A 15,152-nucleotide genomic window follows, 5' to 3' on the forward strand; every position below is an offset into this window, starting at 1 on the left:
TCATCCCACCAAGCGCATGAGCGTCGCAAAACCAGAAAAAGAATTTTGAAAATTTTTCAGCGGGCCTCGATGGAAACCCACCAAGGCAAGGTGCGCACCACCTGAATGGGCAACGCACGCTCGAGCATGGCCAAGGTGCGGTCCGTTTCCAGCAACGGGAAGGTACCCACTGCACGCAAGTTGCCCAGCGCAGGGTCCATGCCCAGATGGCCATGGCGGTAGTCGCGCAGAACGTCGATTACCTGGCCCAATGGCATGTCTTCGGCCACCAGCACACCGCGGCTCCAGTCCTGGCGCAGGGCTTGTGCAACCGTCGACGCGCCAGCCTGCTGTGCGTCGAACACCACCCTTTGCCCGGCGCCCAGGGTGGTTTGCACACCACTGCCGGAACAGGTTACCTGCACCGCGCCTTCAAACACGTTCAAGGTAGTTGCCAGCCCCTGATCCCGAACGCTGAACCGTGTGCCAAGCGGCTGCATGCGCCCTGCCTGCGTGACGACGGCAAAGGGCCGAGGGTCGCTGCCGGTTTCAATCAGGATTTCGCCGCGGTAGAGGCGCAATTGCCGTACGCCTTCATCGAACTGCACATCCAGCGCCGTCCCACTGTTCAGCCACAGCTGGCTGCCATCGGCCAGCGTGAGCGGCCGCACCTCACCCAGGCCGGTGCGGTAAGTGGCGAACCAGGCACGCGGTGAGTCCACCCAACCGCGCTGCCAGCCGCCCCACCCCAACAGCCCCGCAGTACCTGCCACACACAGGCTGCCAAGCACGGCCCGGCGCGACTGCTGGCCACGGCGAACGCTGTCGAATACCTGCCGCGCCTGCTCTGCCTGGCCGTCGAGGTTGCCGAAGCGCTGGTTGATGTTTTCTACGTAGGACCAGGCCAGGCGATGGCGCGCATCCTCGCTTAGCCAGGCATGCCATTGCTCTTGGGTTGCGGCGTCATGCTGCGCCGCGTGCAACCGCGCGAACCATCCCGCAGCCGCCTGCAGCACGGCATGGTCGAGTGGCACCCGGCTCATGCCAGCGAGTCATCCAGTTCGGCTTCCAGCAGCAGGCATTGGTACATGGCCTGCGCCAGGTAACTGTTCACGGTGCGCTCGCTCACGCCCAACTGCTCGGCGATTTCGCGCTGCTTCATGCCCTGCAACTGCGCCATGGAAAACGCCTCGGCCACCCGCTTGGGCATGCGCTCGAACATGGCCTGCAGTTGCCCAAGGGTTTCAAGGATGACTGCCTGGTGCTCCAGCGAAGGCGCCAGTTGCTCGGGCTGGGCTGCCAGCACTTCCAGATAAGCCTGCTCCACCCGCCGCCGCCGCCAGAAGTCCACACACGCATTGCGCGACATGCGCCCCAGGTACGCACGGGCGTGCTCGTGGTCATTGAAGGCACGTGGTTTGGTCAGCAGCCGCACGAACACATCCTGCGCCAACTCCGCCGCATCGTGGGCATTGCCCAGCTTGCGCTGCAGCCACTGGCGGATCCAGCCGTGGTGGGAACGGTAGAGTTGCTCCAGTTCGAAACCAGGGGCTGGGGGGCTGGACGGGGCATTCATGGGAGACGCCATTATGCTAATAGGAATTATTAGCAATGGTAGCTTGGATGAATGGATATGAGCAATTGGGGGCGAGGCCAACTGTTCTGGGGTTTCCCTTGAGTTTTTCAGGGGGGCATGAATCGAGCGCCGCCCGCGCGGCGCATCGCGAGCTACGCTCGCTCCTACGTTTGTTTCTGGCCAATTTTTCCTGGGGGATTTGCGCGCGTACGCCTTGGCGCATGGCGGGATATCGTGTCGTACGAACAAGGCGGTCGCGCGCGCCTGCCACGGGCGTTACTGGCCCGAAACAAACGTAGGAGCGAGCGTAGCTCGCGATGCGCCGCGCGGGCGGCGCTCGATCGCACAGGCGCTAAAAACGTTGTGGCGAACGCGCTGAAACCGCGCCCCTCACTTACAACGCCTTCATCTCGGCAATATCCCGCGTCACCTGATCTGCAGAATGGTCGAACATCGTCTGCTCCTGCGCATCCAGCGGCAACTCGATCACCCGCGTAAGGCCTGCCTCTGCCAGTACACAGGGCACGCCCATGGCAATGTCCGTGCGCCCGTATTCACCCTCCAGAATCGCCACCGCCGGCAAGATGCGGTTTCGCCCATTGGCGATGGCATCCACCATCTGCGCGATGGCCACGCCCGGCGCATCGCAGGCGCTGCCCAGCTTCTTCAAGCCCAGAATCTCGCCGCCACCCTTGCGCGTGCGCTCGACGATCTGCTCGATCTGTTCACTGGACAGGAAGTGCGACAGCGGCACCGAGCCGATCTGGCAATAGCGCATCAGCGGCACCATGCTGTCGCCATGCCCGCCCAGCACCAGCGCGGTGATATCCCGGGCAGAAAACCCGGTTTGTTCGGCGATGAAACACTTCATGCGCGCGGTATCCAGCACCCCCGCCTGCCCGAACACCTTGTCGCGGCCAAGGCCGCTGACGCTCCAGGCGCGGTAGGTGAGCACGTCGACCGGGTTGGACACCACCAGCACCGTCGCTGCCGGCGCATGCTGTTTGATGTCGGCCATGATGCTGTCGAGAATGGGCAGGTTGATGCTCAGTACATCCTGGCGCGACTGGCCGGGCTTGCGCGGCACGCCTGCGGTAATCACCACCAGCTCGGAGCCCTCCAGCATGTCGGCTTTGGCCCCGCCGTACACCCGGGTATCGGAGCCTGATTCCACGGCGGCCTGCCACACGTCCAGCGCCTTGCCCTGCGCCAGCTCACCCTGCACATCCATCAGCACCAGCTCACGGCACAACTCGTCCCGGGCGATGATCTGCGCCGCCGCCTCGCCGACCAAGCCGGCGCCCACGATTGAAAGTTTGTTCACCTGACACCTCCCAGCGGCGCGCGCCACCAGGAACACGCCTGCATATACAGAGAAGTATTGCCCGGTGAGGCGAAAAGGCCACCCGAAGGTGATGCCTGGCAAGGAACGCCCCGCCTGGCGGCGACGGCGACGTTTAGCCCATTCCTCCTCGGCTGCTTCCAAAAGCACCTTGTCCACTCTACAATTGCAACTGATTCCTATCTGCACCTAATTCATGGGAAGAGGAAAGTGCCCACCGACGCGCCTTTGCAACCCCTCGATAGCCTTTATCGCGACCACCACGGCTGGCTGCAAGGCTGGCTGCGTCTGCGCCTGGGTGATCGTGAACGGGCGGCGGACATTGCCCAGGACACGTTCCTGCGCCTGCTGGTAACACGGCGCCTGCCGGAGCAGAACGATGGGCGCCGGTTCCTGGCCCAGATCGCCCGCAACCTGGTCATCGACCAATGGCGCCGACAACGGATCAAACAGGCTTACCTGGAAAGCCTCGCCGCCCTGCCCGAGCCGGAAAGCCCGTCGCTGGAAACCCGCGCCATCGTGATCGAAACCCTGATGCAGATCGACGCCATGCTCGACAGCATGCCAGCGAAGGTGCGCAAGGCGTTTTTGCTGTCGCAGTTCGAAGGGCTGACCTACCCCCAGATCGCTGAACGCCTCGAAGTCAGTGTCAGCTCGGTGCAAAAGTACATGCTGCGGGCCATCACCGCCTGCTATCAGGTGCTGTACGCCGAATGAAAAACGCCAGCGAAGCGCCCATCGCCGCAGCCATTGTCGAGCAGGCCAGCCATTGGCTGATGCTGCGCTGGAGTGGTGAACTGGACCAAGATCAACAGCGTCGCTTCGCGCAATGGCGCGCTGAAAACCCGGAACATGATCGGGCGTGGCAACGCCTGGAGCATCTGCAAAGCACCCTGAGCGGTGTGCCAGCGGAGACCGCGCTTGCCGTGCTGCGCGAGCAGCCCGATGCACGCCGCCGTCAGACGCTGAAGCTGCTGGGCGCGCTGCTGTTGGCGGGCGGGGGCAGCTATCTGATGCAATCACAGCTCCCCTGGCGCGAGGCCATGGCCGACCTGCGCAGCGGCACTGGCGAACGCCTGCAGCGCACGCTGGCCGATGGCAGCCGGCTTAGCCTGAACAGCGGTAGCGCGGTGGATGTCCTGTTCAGCGCCAGCGAGCGGCGCATTCGCCTGCTCACCGGGGAGTTACTGCTCGACAGCGGCCATGACCCGGCGCAACGCCCCTTGATCGTGGACACCGCTGCCGGGGAAATTCAGGCGCTGGGCACGCGCTTTTGCGTGTACCAACGTGACAATGACATTCAGGTCGACCTGTTCGAGGGCGAACTGGAACTGCGCCCGCGTCAGGCACGTGCCAAACGGCTGCAAGCCGGACAAGGCTGCTGGTTTTCCGCAACCCGGTTCGGCGACATCGCGCCAGCCAACCTCAACGCCATCGCCTGGCACGATGGCCGGCTGATCGCCGAGCGCATGCCACTGGGGCAGTTCATCGCAGAACTGTCCCGCCATCGCCCCGGCAGGCTGCGCTGCGACCCCGCCGTCGCCGCCCTGCCACTGACGGGCGTTTTCCCCCTGGCGGACACCGACCGCGTACTGACGGCACTTGAGCAGTCGCTGCCGGTAAAAGTGCACAGGCTGACACGCTTCTGGACCACGATCAGCCCCGCGTAACAGGCGTCGCAGGCACCGGCCGGTCTGAATGAAAAAAATTACTGCTGCCCATTGTCGGTTTTGCCAACTCGTTCGGGATACCTCTTGAATTCAACCAAGAAGCATTCTCAAGAGGAACATTCAGAATGCCGTATCTGCCCACACCTTCCCGTTCTCGATTGAGCCATGCGGTTCGTCACGCCCTGTTTGCCGGCTTGCTCTGCGGCGGGCCCCTGCTGCTTGCCCTGGCCGCAACGCCGGCTGGCGCCAGCGAGCAATCACACACCTACGCCATCCCTGCCGGTGGCCTGGACCAGGCGCTGAACCGCTTCGCGAGCGAGGCCGGCATCCTGCTTTCGGCCGATGCCCAGCTCACCGCCGGCAAGCGCAGCGCCGGGCTGAACGGCAGCTATTCCGTTGAAGATGGCCTAGCCCTGCTGCTGTCCGGCACTGGCCTTCGGGCCCTCAACAGCGGTGGCAACTACACGCTGGAAACCGACGCCGATATCGGTGGTGCCATGGAGTTGAGCGCGACCAATATCGTCAGCAACCAACTGGGCACCGTCACCGAGGGCACAGGCTCTTACACGCCTGGCACCATCGCCACGGCCACCCGCCTGGTACTCAAGCCTAAGGAAACCCCGCAGTCGATCAGCGTGGTCACCCGCCAGCACATGGATGACTTTGCCCTGAACAGTGTCGACGCCGTGATGCGCCACACCCCGGGCATCACCGTGTCGGCCTACGACACCGACCGCACCAACTACTATTCGCGCGGTTTCTCGATCAACAACTTCCAGTACGACGGCATCCCCTCCGCCGTGCGCAACGTCGCCTACTCGGCGGGCAACACCCTGAGCGACATGGCGATCTACGACCGCATCGAAGTGCTCAAGGGCGCATCCGGCCTGCTCAGCGGCGCAGGCTCACTGGGCGGCACCATCAACCTGGTGCGCAAGAAGCCGACAGCCGACTTCCACGGCCACGTCACCCTGGGCGCGGGCTCCTGGGACAACTACCGCAGCGAACTGGACGTGAGCGGCCCGCTGACCGAAACCGGCAACGTGCGCGGCCGGGCCGTGGCTGCCTACCAGGACAGGCACTCGTTCATCGACCGCTACTCCAGCCAGAGCTCGGTGTTTTACGGCATCCTCGAGTTCGACCTGTCCCCCGACACCCTGCTGACCGTGGGCGCCGACTACCAGGACAACGACCCCAAGGGCTCCACCTGGTCCGGCAGCTTTCCGCTGCTCAACTCCAGGGGCGAGCGCAACGACGCCAAGCGCTCGTTCAGCAACTCGACCGACTGGAGCAGCTGGCAGCAGTACACCCGCACCGTGTTCGCCACCCTGGAACACGACCTGGGCGACGGCTGGGTGACCAAGCTGCAACTGGACCACAAGTACAATGGCTACGATGCGCAGATGGGCGCCATCCAGTTCGACCAGCCGCAGACTGACGGCAGCGCCGAAATCAACGCGCAGCGCTACAAGGGCGACACCACCAGCGACTCCGCCGACCTGTACGTGAGCGGCCCGTTCAGCATGCTGGGCCGCGAGCACGACCTGGTGCTGGGCGGCTCGATCAGCAAGGCCCACTGGAAGGGCAAGGGTTACTGGGACGAAACCTTCTCGGTACCGAACCGCGTGGACTACAACAACTGGCACGGCAACCTGCCCAAGCCCGACTGGGGGCCAGTGTCGCAGTACACCGACGACGTCATCCGCCAGACCGGCGTGTACCTCACCACCCGCCTGAACGTCACCGACGACCTGAAAGTGCTGCTGGGCGGCCGCGTGGTCAACTACAGCCTGACCGGCCTGACCCCGACCTACACCGAGTCCGGGCGCTTCATTCCCTACGCCGGCGCCATCTACGACCTGAACGAAAACTTCTCGGTCTACGCCAGCTACACCGACGTGTTCATGCCCCAGGAAAACTACAACCGCGACCGCGACAACAAACTGATCGAGCCGGATGAAGGCGAAAACTACGAAATCGGCATCAAGGGCGAGTTTTTCGACGGCGGCCTGAACGCCAGCCTGGCCTACTTCGAGGTCAAGGAAACCAACCGCTCGGTGCCCGACGACGCCTTCAACAACCAGTCCCCTACCCCACCCAACTACGCGTTCAAGGGCAGCAAGGCCACCACCAAGGGCTACGAGCTGGAAGTGTCCGGCGAACTGGCCCCCGGCTGGCAGGTGCAGGGCGGCTATACCCACAAGGTGGTGCGCGACAGCAACGACGTGAAGCTGTCCACCTTCGAGCCTGAAGACCAACTGAGCTTCTACACCACCTACAAGCTCACCGGCGACCTGGACAAAGTCACCATCGGCGGCGGTGCGCGTTGGCAGAACAAAGCCTGGCAGCAAATCTGGAACAGCCCCAAGGGAAGAAACGAGGACGTTGTCCAGGAATCCTACTGGGTGGTGGACTTGATGACCGGCTACCAGATCACCCCGAACCTGTCGGCGACGGTCAACCTCAACAACATCTTCGACAAGTATTACTACACCAACGTCGGGTTCTATAACTCGGCTATCTACGGTGAACCACGCAACGTCATGTTCACTACCCGCTGGGACTTCTGAGGCTAGCGCCGGCCTGGAAAAATCGCGGCCTACGACCCTGCAGTTTTTCCAGGCCCAGACACGGGCACTTGTTCAAAATCTAAGAGTTTGCGCGATCACTGTGGGAGCGGGCGTGTCGGAGCGCCGAACCGCCGCGAACACCGGCTTCGCCGGTGCCATCCACCACGCTGGGTTCTTCGCGGGTGAACCCGCTCCCACAGGGACTGCCCAGGTTTCAGGCTTATGCAGTACATGTGGGAGTGGCTTTAGCCGCGAACACCGGCGAAGCCGGTGCCATCCACCGCGCTGGGTTCTTCGCAGGCATGCCCGCTCCCACAGGGACCACCCAGGCTTCAGGCTTATGCAGTACTTGTGGGAGTGGCCTTGTGTCGCGAAAGGGCCGCAACGCGGCCCCACGATTTCAGCCGTAACGCACCTATTCGCGATACTGCTCGGCTCCCCTCCCGCGGCTCCGGCTAACCGGCTGGATCCTCATCATTCTGCTCCATCACCTTCCCACACTGCTCACTGGCCAACCGGCTGATAATCCGAATCGCCTGATGGATCCCGGCCGTGTTGCGAAAGCTCAGTTGCGGGTTGTGTTCGCACTCCAGCATTTCGTCGTGCTGGACCAGGGCCTCGCCTAGCAGTTCGAGGGTCCAGGCGTAGCTTTGGATGGTGGACAGGCGCTCTTGGTCAGTCATGGCACACCTCCGATTGTGCGGAGACGAAGCAGGATTGGCTGACGGTGAAATATCTGAGGGTCGTCGATGAACGACGGAGGAGAACGAATGCGAGGGTCTGTAACGGATTTACGGTGGTCATGCATGAGTTCCTTTCGTGATGGAACTGCCACCGCTCGCGGCCAAGCAAGTTAAGGTGGCAGCAGTACGCGGGTTGGCCGACCGGGACGAAAGGAGCCCGGCACACCCGAAGGTGTCCCGCGCACCACCGCCATAACACGACATCGCGGGCACAAAAAAAGCGCCTGCGATGAAGACTGGGCGCTGATGCGCCTTTCGATTCCGACCGGCCAAGGTCGCGTCACCGATGCTTCGGCGACGGGAGGACTTTATTCCCGGGTGGCTGTTTTCGCAAGTTTTCGAGGGTACGAAAGGACTGCGCGTTTCGTAGGAAATGGCTCGCCACAGATAACGCACGCATTCTAGGACTTATGCGGTCCGTGTAGGAGCTGGCTTGCCTGCGATGGGCTGCCCAGCAGCCCCATACCCCGACCTGGCAGGCATAACCTACCAGCGGCCTTCAACAGAGGGGGCCATCTGCATCCCAGATATCTGGCCCACCCCTCATTAACAACCTCGCCTAACCCTCCAGCTCATGGCCGTTTCGCTCCATCACCTTCCCACACTGCTCACTGGCCAACCGGCTGATGATCCGAATAGCCTGATGGATCCCGGCCGTGTTGCGAAAGCTCAGTTGCGGGTTGTGTTCGCACTCCAGCATTTCATCGTGCTGGACCAAGGCCTCGCCTAGCAGTTCGAGGGTCCAGGCGTAGCTTTGGATGTTGGACAGGCGTTCTTGGTCAGTCATGACGCACCTCCGATTGGACGGAGACCCAGCGGGATTGGCTGACGGTGAAATAGCTGAGGACCGTCGAGGAACAACGGTGGAGAACGAATGCGAGGATCCTGAACGGACTTGAGATGAGCATGCATGCGGTCCTTTTCGATTGAAGCACCACGCTAACCGTCGCCAAACGATTAGGGTGGCAGCTGTACGCAGGTTGGCGAACCGAGGAAAAGGAACTCGGCAGACCCGAAGGTCTCCCACGCACAGCCGCCATTACACGAAACTGCGGACGCAAAAAAAGCGCCTGCAATCGTGGTCGGGGGCGCCGATGCGCCTTTTCGTTCGGGTCGCCAAACCCGGTCGCGGAATTGGCCGCGACAGGGGTACGGTATCGCTCCGGGGGTTGCAATGCAAGGTTCAAGGCTATGCGAATAGCCGCTGGATATCGTAGGAAAAGTCGGGGTGCGCGGGCTGATGTCACGATCAATTTGAAGGATGACTTCTGCAGAAATGTGTTGCGGAGACAGGAATCGAATATAGGGCATAAATACCATAAAAATAGGGACCTTTTGGTTTCAAAAACCCATCCGTATCCCTAAACGTATCCCTAAATAAAAATCCACCGCTGAGCAGCCCTACACCCCTCTTTCACCAGGCAGACGTCCGTCATATCCCCTTGTCGTTTTCAACCAACCAGCTCTCAGAAGGTTCATGCCCCTCCTTCACTGCAACACTGTAGAAAGCAGTTAGTGCGCTTATTGCCGAGTGCAAGGTGTAGGCTTCGTACTCCCCTCGAAGCCCATTGGGTGTATACACCGTAGCTTGCCCAGGTGCTTTGATGAGATGGCTTAGGTGAAAATTAAAGCCACCCTTCTGGGCATTCACATAAAGAACCACATGAATCGTTGTCGATATCCCCTTCAGTCTGAATGAATAACCTCTCTGAGTTCTTTCAACATCGTCAAGGTTCTCATCGTTAAGGGCATCTTCAATTGTCCAAGCCATTCACTTCTCTCCAATTAAGCAGAACTTTGAAAAAAACAATAAAGCATCATCAATCTGGAGTGCGGATCGAGCCACAAATGCACCCAGCTGATCTCTGCTATGGATCATTCGTGATAGTGCCATGATTGCCGTCAGCGCGAGTCACTGAAGCTGTTCCAAGAAGCGCCAAAAGCCGCAAGCTCCTTAAACGCAGCACTGAGTTCGGTTCGCTGCTGATCACTCAGGATCGACGCAGCCTCCAAGCCGCGCAGGTATCCCATCACCTCAGGCATTCTCATATCACGCTCCGGGTTGCGCTGGAGATTGCTTAGGTAGCCGGCCAAAATCTTTTCAGCTGTCGGGCTGGACCTGTCACCAAGGGCAGCCGTAATAACTCCAGAGATCTCCTCGGCCTTAGCGCTGAACTGATGACGGTAGTGCCGGGCCATTTGATCGCGTTCGGCTTTCTTCGAAGGCCTTTCAGCATCAGCCTTGTAGATTGGGTATTCAGTACCATCTGGAAACTGAACCATCATACCTTTGACCGTTATCTGATCTCGATACTGCTGAGGAAGGTCGCGAGGCCATGGGCTGAAGTAGAGAGTCCCTTGTAGCTTCGGACCACTACCCTTGATCCCAATAAACCCAGCACCACGGTCAATTAAGCCACCCAACAACGTGACGCCAGAAAGCGCTGGGTGGTCGATCCGATACAGCACGTCGCGAAGCATTATGTCCATATTTTTTGTGGGTCCAGAGGTGTGGGGATTCTGTCGCAACAACCTTTGCGGTCACACCCTTTACCATGGTAATCGCACGGATCCAACCCCCCCGATGATCGTTAGACCACGACCTTTGCGATCTCGCCTTCCTGTGGTAAGAACCTGAAAGCCACAGGGGATCCTGTCATCGGTCGAGTTCACCTAGTTCACCAGTTCACTAAGCTGAAGGACCTGCCGCTAGCAAAGAGCTGCGGGTTTCCTGCCCCGTATCGCAGGGGTTAACACAGGGTCCCCCCGGCATAGCACGAGCCAATCCCACAACCAGTCTTCAGAACCGATCCACGCTGGAGGTTCTGCCATTGACCGGGCGAGGGGTTAGATTACTGCTGGAGCTTTGGGAGGGTTACAAGTGTATCAAGTGTTTCACTAGACATAATGCATTGATTTATATGCACTTTTTATGAGCACAATGTGCAGCTCAGTACATGTAGCGATTGAGCGGGGAGTGTAACGGTGTTGCTGCTCCGTCGTGAGTGCCGTCCTCATCCAATACGGTAAAAGGTATAGCCAAGCCGCTAATTAGTGGATTCGGACGGCTCATACGAGGGGCAACAGTGGGCCTTAGGCGGTCAGCGCGACCGACAGCTGTCCACCATGGCGGACGATCGTGCCAGGCCGTCTTTCTGTAATAGATGGCCATTCGCCAGTCGCAGTTATGCAGCAGCTGCGCTACGATCGAGGGCAAAAACCTAAGGCTGCTCAAGGAGCGGCAGGCCGGAGAAATATGCATATTTCCAAACTGACCCTGGTCAACTACAGAAACTTCAAGAATACGTCTCTTCGGTTTCACAAGGGAGTGAACACCATTATCGGGGAAAACGGCTCCGGTAAATCTAACATTCTGCGAGCTATCCGCCTTCTGCTCGACGACACCATGGTGCGTGCTGCCTATCGCCTAGATGAGTCTGATTTTAGCCGTTCACTCGACCAATGGCAGGGCCACTGGATCATCATCAGCATGGAGTTCGAGGAGATCACCACCGATGAATCCGTCCAAGCACTCTTCCTCCATGGAACCGCTCCTGTGGATGATGGGCCGATTCATAAGGCCACCTATAACCTGATTTTCCGGCCTAAGAAAGAAATCAGGTTGAAGCTCGCAGCCTTGGGAACGTTTGAATATGGGAAACTCTCGGAGATCCGTGACGCAATCACGATAGATGATTACGAAACGATTTTCACAGGGCGGAGCTGGGCCGACTTTGGCAATCCTGCGGTATACAAAGGTATCGTCGGCGATTTCGATATGTGCGATTTCTCATCAGAGACGGAGTTTCCAGAAATCGGGGCGAAGGTGCCCGGCTTCCTTTCCGTCACGAAAGAGGTATCGCTGACCTTCATCCAAGCCTTGCGCGATGTAGTTTCTGAGTTCCACAACAACCGCACTAACCCATTACTCACCCTGCTCAAGAGCAAGAGTGGAGAAATCAATCCCTCGACGATGGAACCAATCACCGAGATGGTCCGCGAACTCAATACCTCGATCGAAGGCCTAGAGGACGTTCAGTCAGTTCGCAACCACATTCGCGAGACCATCAAAGACGCCGCGGGTGAAACCTACTCGCCAGCGTCACTCTCGATCAAATCCGATCTGCCAGAAGAAGCCGATAAGCTTTTTCAGTCTCTTCGACTTTTCGTGGGTGAGTCAGAAGAAGGGTACGAAGGTGCAATTCATGAGCTGAGCCTTGGCGGAGCTAACCTCATCTATCTGACGCTCAAACTTCTGGAGTTCAAGTACCAGCGCGAAAAGCTGGCCATGGCCAATTTCCTCCTGATCGAGGAGCCGGAAGCGCACATCCATACACACATTCAAAAAACCCTGTTCGACCGCATCGCATACAGTGATGCGCAGATCATCTACACCACTCACTCCACTCACATTTCCGAAGTCAGCAATGTAAGCAATGTCAATATCTTGGGCCGTCATGGTTCGTTCTGCGAGGCCTATCAGCCTGCCAGGGGGCTTGAGCCCACCCAAATCAACAGTATCCAGCGTTACCTGGATGCGGTGCGCAGCAATCTGCTTTTCGCCAAAAGTGTGATACTTGTCGAGGGTGATGTAGAGGAAATTCTGATACCAATCCTCCTTAAGCAGGTACTGGGAGTAAGCGTTGACGAGTTGGGCATCAGTGTCATCAACATTCGCAGCACAGGCTTCAAAAATGTTGCGGTCCTCTTCCATAATCTCCGCATTAAAAAACGATGTGCCATCGTCACTGATTTGGACCAGGCTTTCTTTGACATCACCGTACAGACAACTGATACGGAAGGTATAGCAAAGATAAAGGCCAAAGCCGCTGGGTCACAGAAAGCCGGTTTAGAACGCCAGGCCGATCTGACCAAGTTCACTACAGAAAACCCATGGCTTGCAACCTTCTACGCCAAACACACCTTCGAGGTCGACTTTGTCGCAGCCGGTAACCATGAGGCCGTTGTTGAAACTATTCCAAAAATCTACAAGGACGAGGGAACTAAGGAGGAGGCGAAGCAGCAACTCCAATCCGAAGACCTTGAACAAATGGGCCGTCGCACGCTGACCATGGCCAAGCAAGAGGGCAAGGGGTGGTTCGCCCTCTTGCTCGCTGAGTACCTCACCCCCCAAGTCCAGATTCCAGCCTACATCATGCAGGCCATTCATTTTGCTCATGGCACATTTCCTCTCCCCCTTCTCGCCAGAATTCTTCAACATCGTGCCGAATATCGATTCGGTTCGGATATATTAAATTCGCCAGCGAAGCAGGCATTTCTTATTGAAGTTGAGCGTTTTGCGCAAAGGGATATAGGCTTGGCAGAACTCAGAATAGCAATCGCACTCATGCTACCGGGAGACGCCATTGATGCATTCTTAGCGGAGATGCCGTGATGTTCGCCTGGGACCCAAGAGACCTCAATCCTGAGCAGGCGGCGGCAGTGATCGAGCCGTCGAGCATATTTTTGATCGCTTGCCCTGGCAGTGGTAAAACCCGCACCCTGACCTACAAAATTGCCTACGAACTATCTCGTCGGACTGACAAGCGGATTGTCGTAGCTATTACCTACACCCACCGCGCTGCCGATGAGATTCAAGAGCGTATCGAGGACTTAGGAGTCGACACTTCGGGTTTATGGATCGGTACGATCCATGCGTTCTGTCTAGAGTGGATCCTCAAGCCATACGGCATCTATTCTCCTGAACTTGCGCACGGTTACCGCGTGATCGACCCACATGATCGTGAACGTCTACTGGAGAGGCTGTGTGCTCCGTATAAAGGTATCACTCATTGGGATTGCGATTACTACGTTACTGAGACGGGGTATCAGCTTGGCTGTGTAGACCCGGGAAAACACCATATCATTCATAAAATTCTGAAAGCGTATTTCGATGAGCTTTCAACGAACCGACAGATCGATTTCGAACTAATCCTTTGGCATGCCCACAATTTGATGCAGGACAGAGCCCACATTGCAGTACTGCTCTCGCGAGTGTTTTCCTACATCCTTGTAGATGAGTATCAGGACACCAAACAGATCCAGTACACTCTTGTGACTTCCATACTCCGCGCTGGACGCGGACAGACCAAAACACTCATCGTTGGGGATCCGAATCAAGCTATCTATGGCTCACTGGGTGGCTACGCTATGCAGGCGCAAGAATTTCGTACTCGCGCCGGGATTCCTATTAAAGAGTTGGCACTCAGCCTAAACTACCGCTCCAGTGATCGAATTATCAGCTACTTCTCGAACTACAGCGTACACGCAACAAAAATCAACGGCGCTGGCAAATATGCCAAGTTTCCCAGCCAGGTTACATACAATCAAAACGTGACACGCAGCGATGTGCATGACGAGATTGTCAGGTTGATTCGGGCGAGTCTCGCCAACGGTCACTCCCCCGAAAACATATGCGTTCTCGCTCCACAGTGGGTTTTACTTGCCTCCACGACCCGAAAACTAGTGACGATGTTGCCTGACCAACAATTTGATGGCCCAGGCCTCGTCCCTTTCAGTAACAACTTCGATAATTTCTGGTTCAAAGTCTCCAAGATTTTACTGACGGACTCCTCCCCCACGCTCCTCGTTAAGCGCATGCGCTGGGCAAACGACATCATCAAAGACCTCGATAGTTTCGGCATCGACACCAAAACACTGACTCCCCGCAGTTTGCTGCGGGAGAGTAACGCACTCACAGTCGATGAAACGGACGGACTTCGCTACTTGGACCAGGCCTTCAACGAGCTGCTCGAGAGGCTCGATATCTCACTGGAGATCCATCCTACGCTATTGGCCCACCGAGAGGCATTTTTCAGCAGCTCAGCAGCGCGAATAGATAGGCTACAGAAGGAAGGGGCAACGTACATCAATCAAGTATCATTCTTCAAAAAAGTTTTTCGTGAGCGAACCGGCATCACGGTATCCACCATCCATGGTGTCAAGGGCGCCGAGTTCGACGTCGTCATCGCCTTTGGCTTATTGGAGGGCATGGTACCGCACTTCAATGAAGTGAACGGACATGTCGCTGCAAGCAAGCTCCTCTATGTATTGAGCTCCCGTGCGCGTAAAAATCTTCACTTGATTTCGGAGTCAGGACGACAGAAAGGAAGGTACGGCGTCTATACACCGACCGAACTACTCGCAGCTTGCTTGTTCAATTATGACCCTAACTAAAAATTTTAGCCAGACTGTTCTCTAACGCAGTCGGACTTATTACTTACTGAAGCACGCCCAGATAATTCATGATAGATATAATAGGATCAAATTACA

Annotated in this window: 12 protein-coding genes; 5 read left to right on the forward strand and 7 right to left on the reverse strand. The window is 57.9% G+C overall.

Annotation, left to right across the window (positions count from 1 at the left end):
- Positions 1-56: 56 nt before the first annotated feature.
- The 3 genes from ABOC32_RS28560 to ABOC32_RS28570 form a co-directional block, all read right to left on the reverse strand.
- Positions 57-1,022, reverse strand: coding sequence for a FecR domain-containing protein (locus ABOC32_RS28560; protein ID WP_426809722.1), 966 nt, complete (start codon positions 1,020-1,022; stop codon positions 57-59).
- Entirely contained in the window at positions 1,019-1,555 is a 537-nt protein-coding gene (locus ABOC32_RS28565; protein WP_426809723.1) for a sigma-70 family RNA polymerase sigma factor, read from the reverse strand. Before ABOC32_RS28565 ends, ABOC32_RS28560 begins: the two co-directional genes overlap by 4 nt.
- A 394-nt stretch (positions 1,556-1,949) precedes the next feature.
- Entirely contained in the window at positions 1,950-2,879 is a 930-nt protein-coding gene (locus ABOC32_RS28570; RefSeq protein WP_426809724.1) for a malate dehydrogenase, read from the reverse strand.
- 228 nt (positions 2,880-3,107) lie between these two features.
- Between ABOC32_RS28570 and ABOC32_RS28575 the strand changes: the two genes are divergently transcribed.
- The 3 genes from ABOC32_RS28575 to ABOC32_RS28585 all read left to right on the forward strand — a co-directional run bounded on the left by ABOC32_RS28575 (position 3,108) and on the right by ABOC32_RS28585 (position 7,137).
- On the forward strand, positions 3,108-3,614 hold the full coding sequence (locus ABOC32_RS28575; RefSeq protein WP_426809725.1) for a sigma-70 family RNA polymerase sigma factor: 507 nt from the start codon (positions 3,108-3,110) through the stop codon (positions 3,612-3,614).
- A complete protein-coding gene (locus ABOC32_RS28580; RefSeq protein ID WP_426809726.1) occupies positions 3,611-4,567 on the forward strand; it encodes a FecR domain-containing protein in 957 nt (318 codons plus the stop codon). Before ABOC32_RS28575 ends, ABOC32_RS28580 begins: the two co-directional genes overlap by 4 nt.
- A 125-nt stretch (positions 4,568-4,692) precedes the next feature.
- On the forward strand, positions 4,693-7,137 hold the full coding sequence (locus ABOC32_RS28585; protein ID WP_426809727.1) for a TonB-dependent siderophore receptor: 2,445 nt from the start codon (positions 4,693-4,695) through the stop codon (positions 7,135-7,137).
- A 455-nt stretch (positions 7,138-7,592) separates the two neighbouring features.
- Here ABOC32_RS28585 and ABOC32_RS28590 read toward each other — a convergent pair whose 3' ends face one another.
- The 4 genes from ABOC32_RS28590 to ABOC32_RS28605 form a co-directional block, all read right to left on the reverse strand.
- Complete coding sequence (locus ABOC32_RS28590; protein ID WP_426809728.1) at positions 7,593-7,820, reverse strand: hypothetical protein; 228 nt, start codon at positions 7,818-7,820, stop codon at positions 7,593-7,595.
- Positions 7,821-8,439: 619 nt separating this feature from the next.
- Positions 8,440-8,667, reverse strand: a complete 228-nt coding sequence (locus ABOC32_RS28595; RefSeq protein WP_043203578.1) for a hypothetical protein — start codon at positions 8,665-8,667, stop codon at positions 8,440-8,442.
- A gap of 645 nt (positions 8,668-9,312) precedes the next feature.
- Positions 9,313-9,651, reverse strand: a complete 339-nt coding sequence (locus ABOC32_RS28600; RefSeq protein ID WP_426809729.1) for a hypothetical protein — start codon at positions 9,649-9,651, stop codon at positions 9,313-9,315.
- Between the two features lie 131 nt (positions 9,652-9,782).
- Entirely contained in the window at positions 9,783-10,361 is a 579-nt protein-coding gene (locus ABOC32_RS28605; RefSeq protein ID WP_426809730.1) for a hypothetical protein, read from the reverse strand.
- A gap of 775 nt (positions 10,362-11,136) precedes the next feature.
- On the opposite strand from ABOC32_RS28605, the gene ABOC32_RS28610 reads away from it, so the two are divergent.
- Positions 11,137-13,275, forward strand: coding sequence for an ATP-dependent nuclease (locus ABOC32_RS28610; protein WP_426811671.1), 2,139 nt, complete (start codon positions 11,137-11,139; stop codon positions 13,273-13,275).
- The gene (locus ABOC32_RS28615; RefSeq protein ID WP_426809731.1) at positions 13,275-15,056 is read left to right on the forward strand and encodes a UvrD-helicase domain-containing protein; all 1,782 of its coding nucleotides are present in this window, start codon (positions 13,275-13,277) and stop codon (positions 15,054-15,056) included. Before ABOC32_RS28610 ends, ABOC32_RS28615 begins: the two co-directional genes overlap by 1 nt.
- The last annotated feature ends 96 nt before the right edge of the window (positions 15,057-15,152 follow it).

The organism is Pseudomonas sp. WOUb67 (assembly GCF_050058005.1).
Taxonomy (GTDB): Bacteria; Pseudomonadota; Gammaproteobacteria; order Pseudomonadales; family Pseudomonadaceae; genus Aquipseudomonas; species Aquipseudomonas putida_R.

Excerpts from the sequence above, each read along its gene's own strand:
- ABOC32_RS28560 (WP_426809722.1), bottom strand. The coding sequence starts at position 1,022 with ATGAGCCGGGTGCCACTCGACCATGCCGTGCTGCAGGCGGCTGCGGGA.
- ABOC32_RS28615 (WP_426809731.1), top strand. The coding sequence starts at position 13,275 with ATGTTCGCCTGGGACCCAAGAGACCTCAATCCTGAGCAGGCGGCGGCA.
- ABOC32_RS28610 (WP_426811671.1), top strand. The coding sequence starts at position 11,137 with ATGCATATTTCCAAACTGACCCTGGTCAACTACAGAAACTTCAAGAAT.
- ABOC32_RS28600 (WP_426809729.1), bottom strand. The coding sequence starts at position 9,651 with ATGGCTTGGACAATTGAAGATGCCCTTAACGATGAGAACCTTGACGAT.
- ABOC32_RS28585 (WP_426809727.1), top strand. The coding sequence starts at position 4,693 with ATGCCGTATCTGCCCACACCTTCCCGTTCTCGATTGAGCCATGCGGTT.
- ABOC32_RS28580 (WP_426809726.1), top strand. The coding sequence starts at position 3,611 with ATGAAAAACGCCAGCGAAGCGCCCATCGCCGCAGCCATTGTCGAGCAG.
- ABOC32_RS28595 (WP_043203578.1), bottom strand. The coding sequence starts at position 8,667 with ATGACTGACCAAGAACGCCTGTCCAACATCCAAAGCTACGCCTGGACC.
- ABOC32_RS28590 (WP_426809728.1), bottom strand. The coding sequence starts at position 7,820 with ATGACTGACCAAGAGCGCCTGTCCACCATCCAAAGCTACGCCTGGACC.
- ABOC32_RS28565 (WP_426809723.1), bottom strand. The coding sequence starts at position 1,555 with ATGAATGCCCCGTCCAGCCCCCCAGCCCCTGGTTTCGAACTGGAGCAA.
- ABOC32_RS28605 (WP_426809730.1), bottom strand. The coding sequence starts at position 10,361 with ATGCTTCGCGACGTGCTGTATCGGATCGACCACCCAGCGCTTTCTGGC.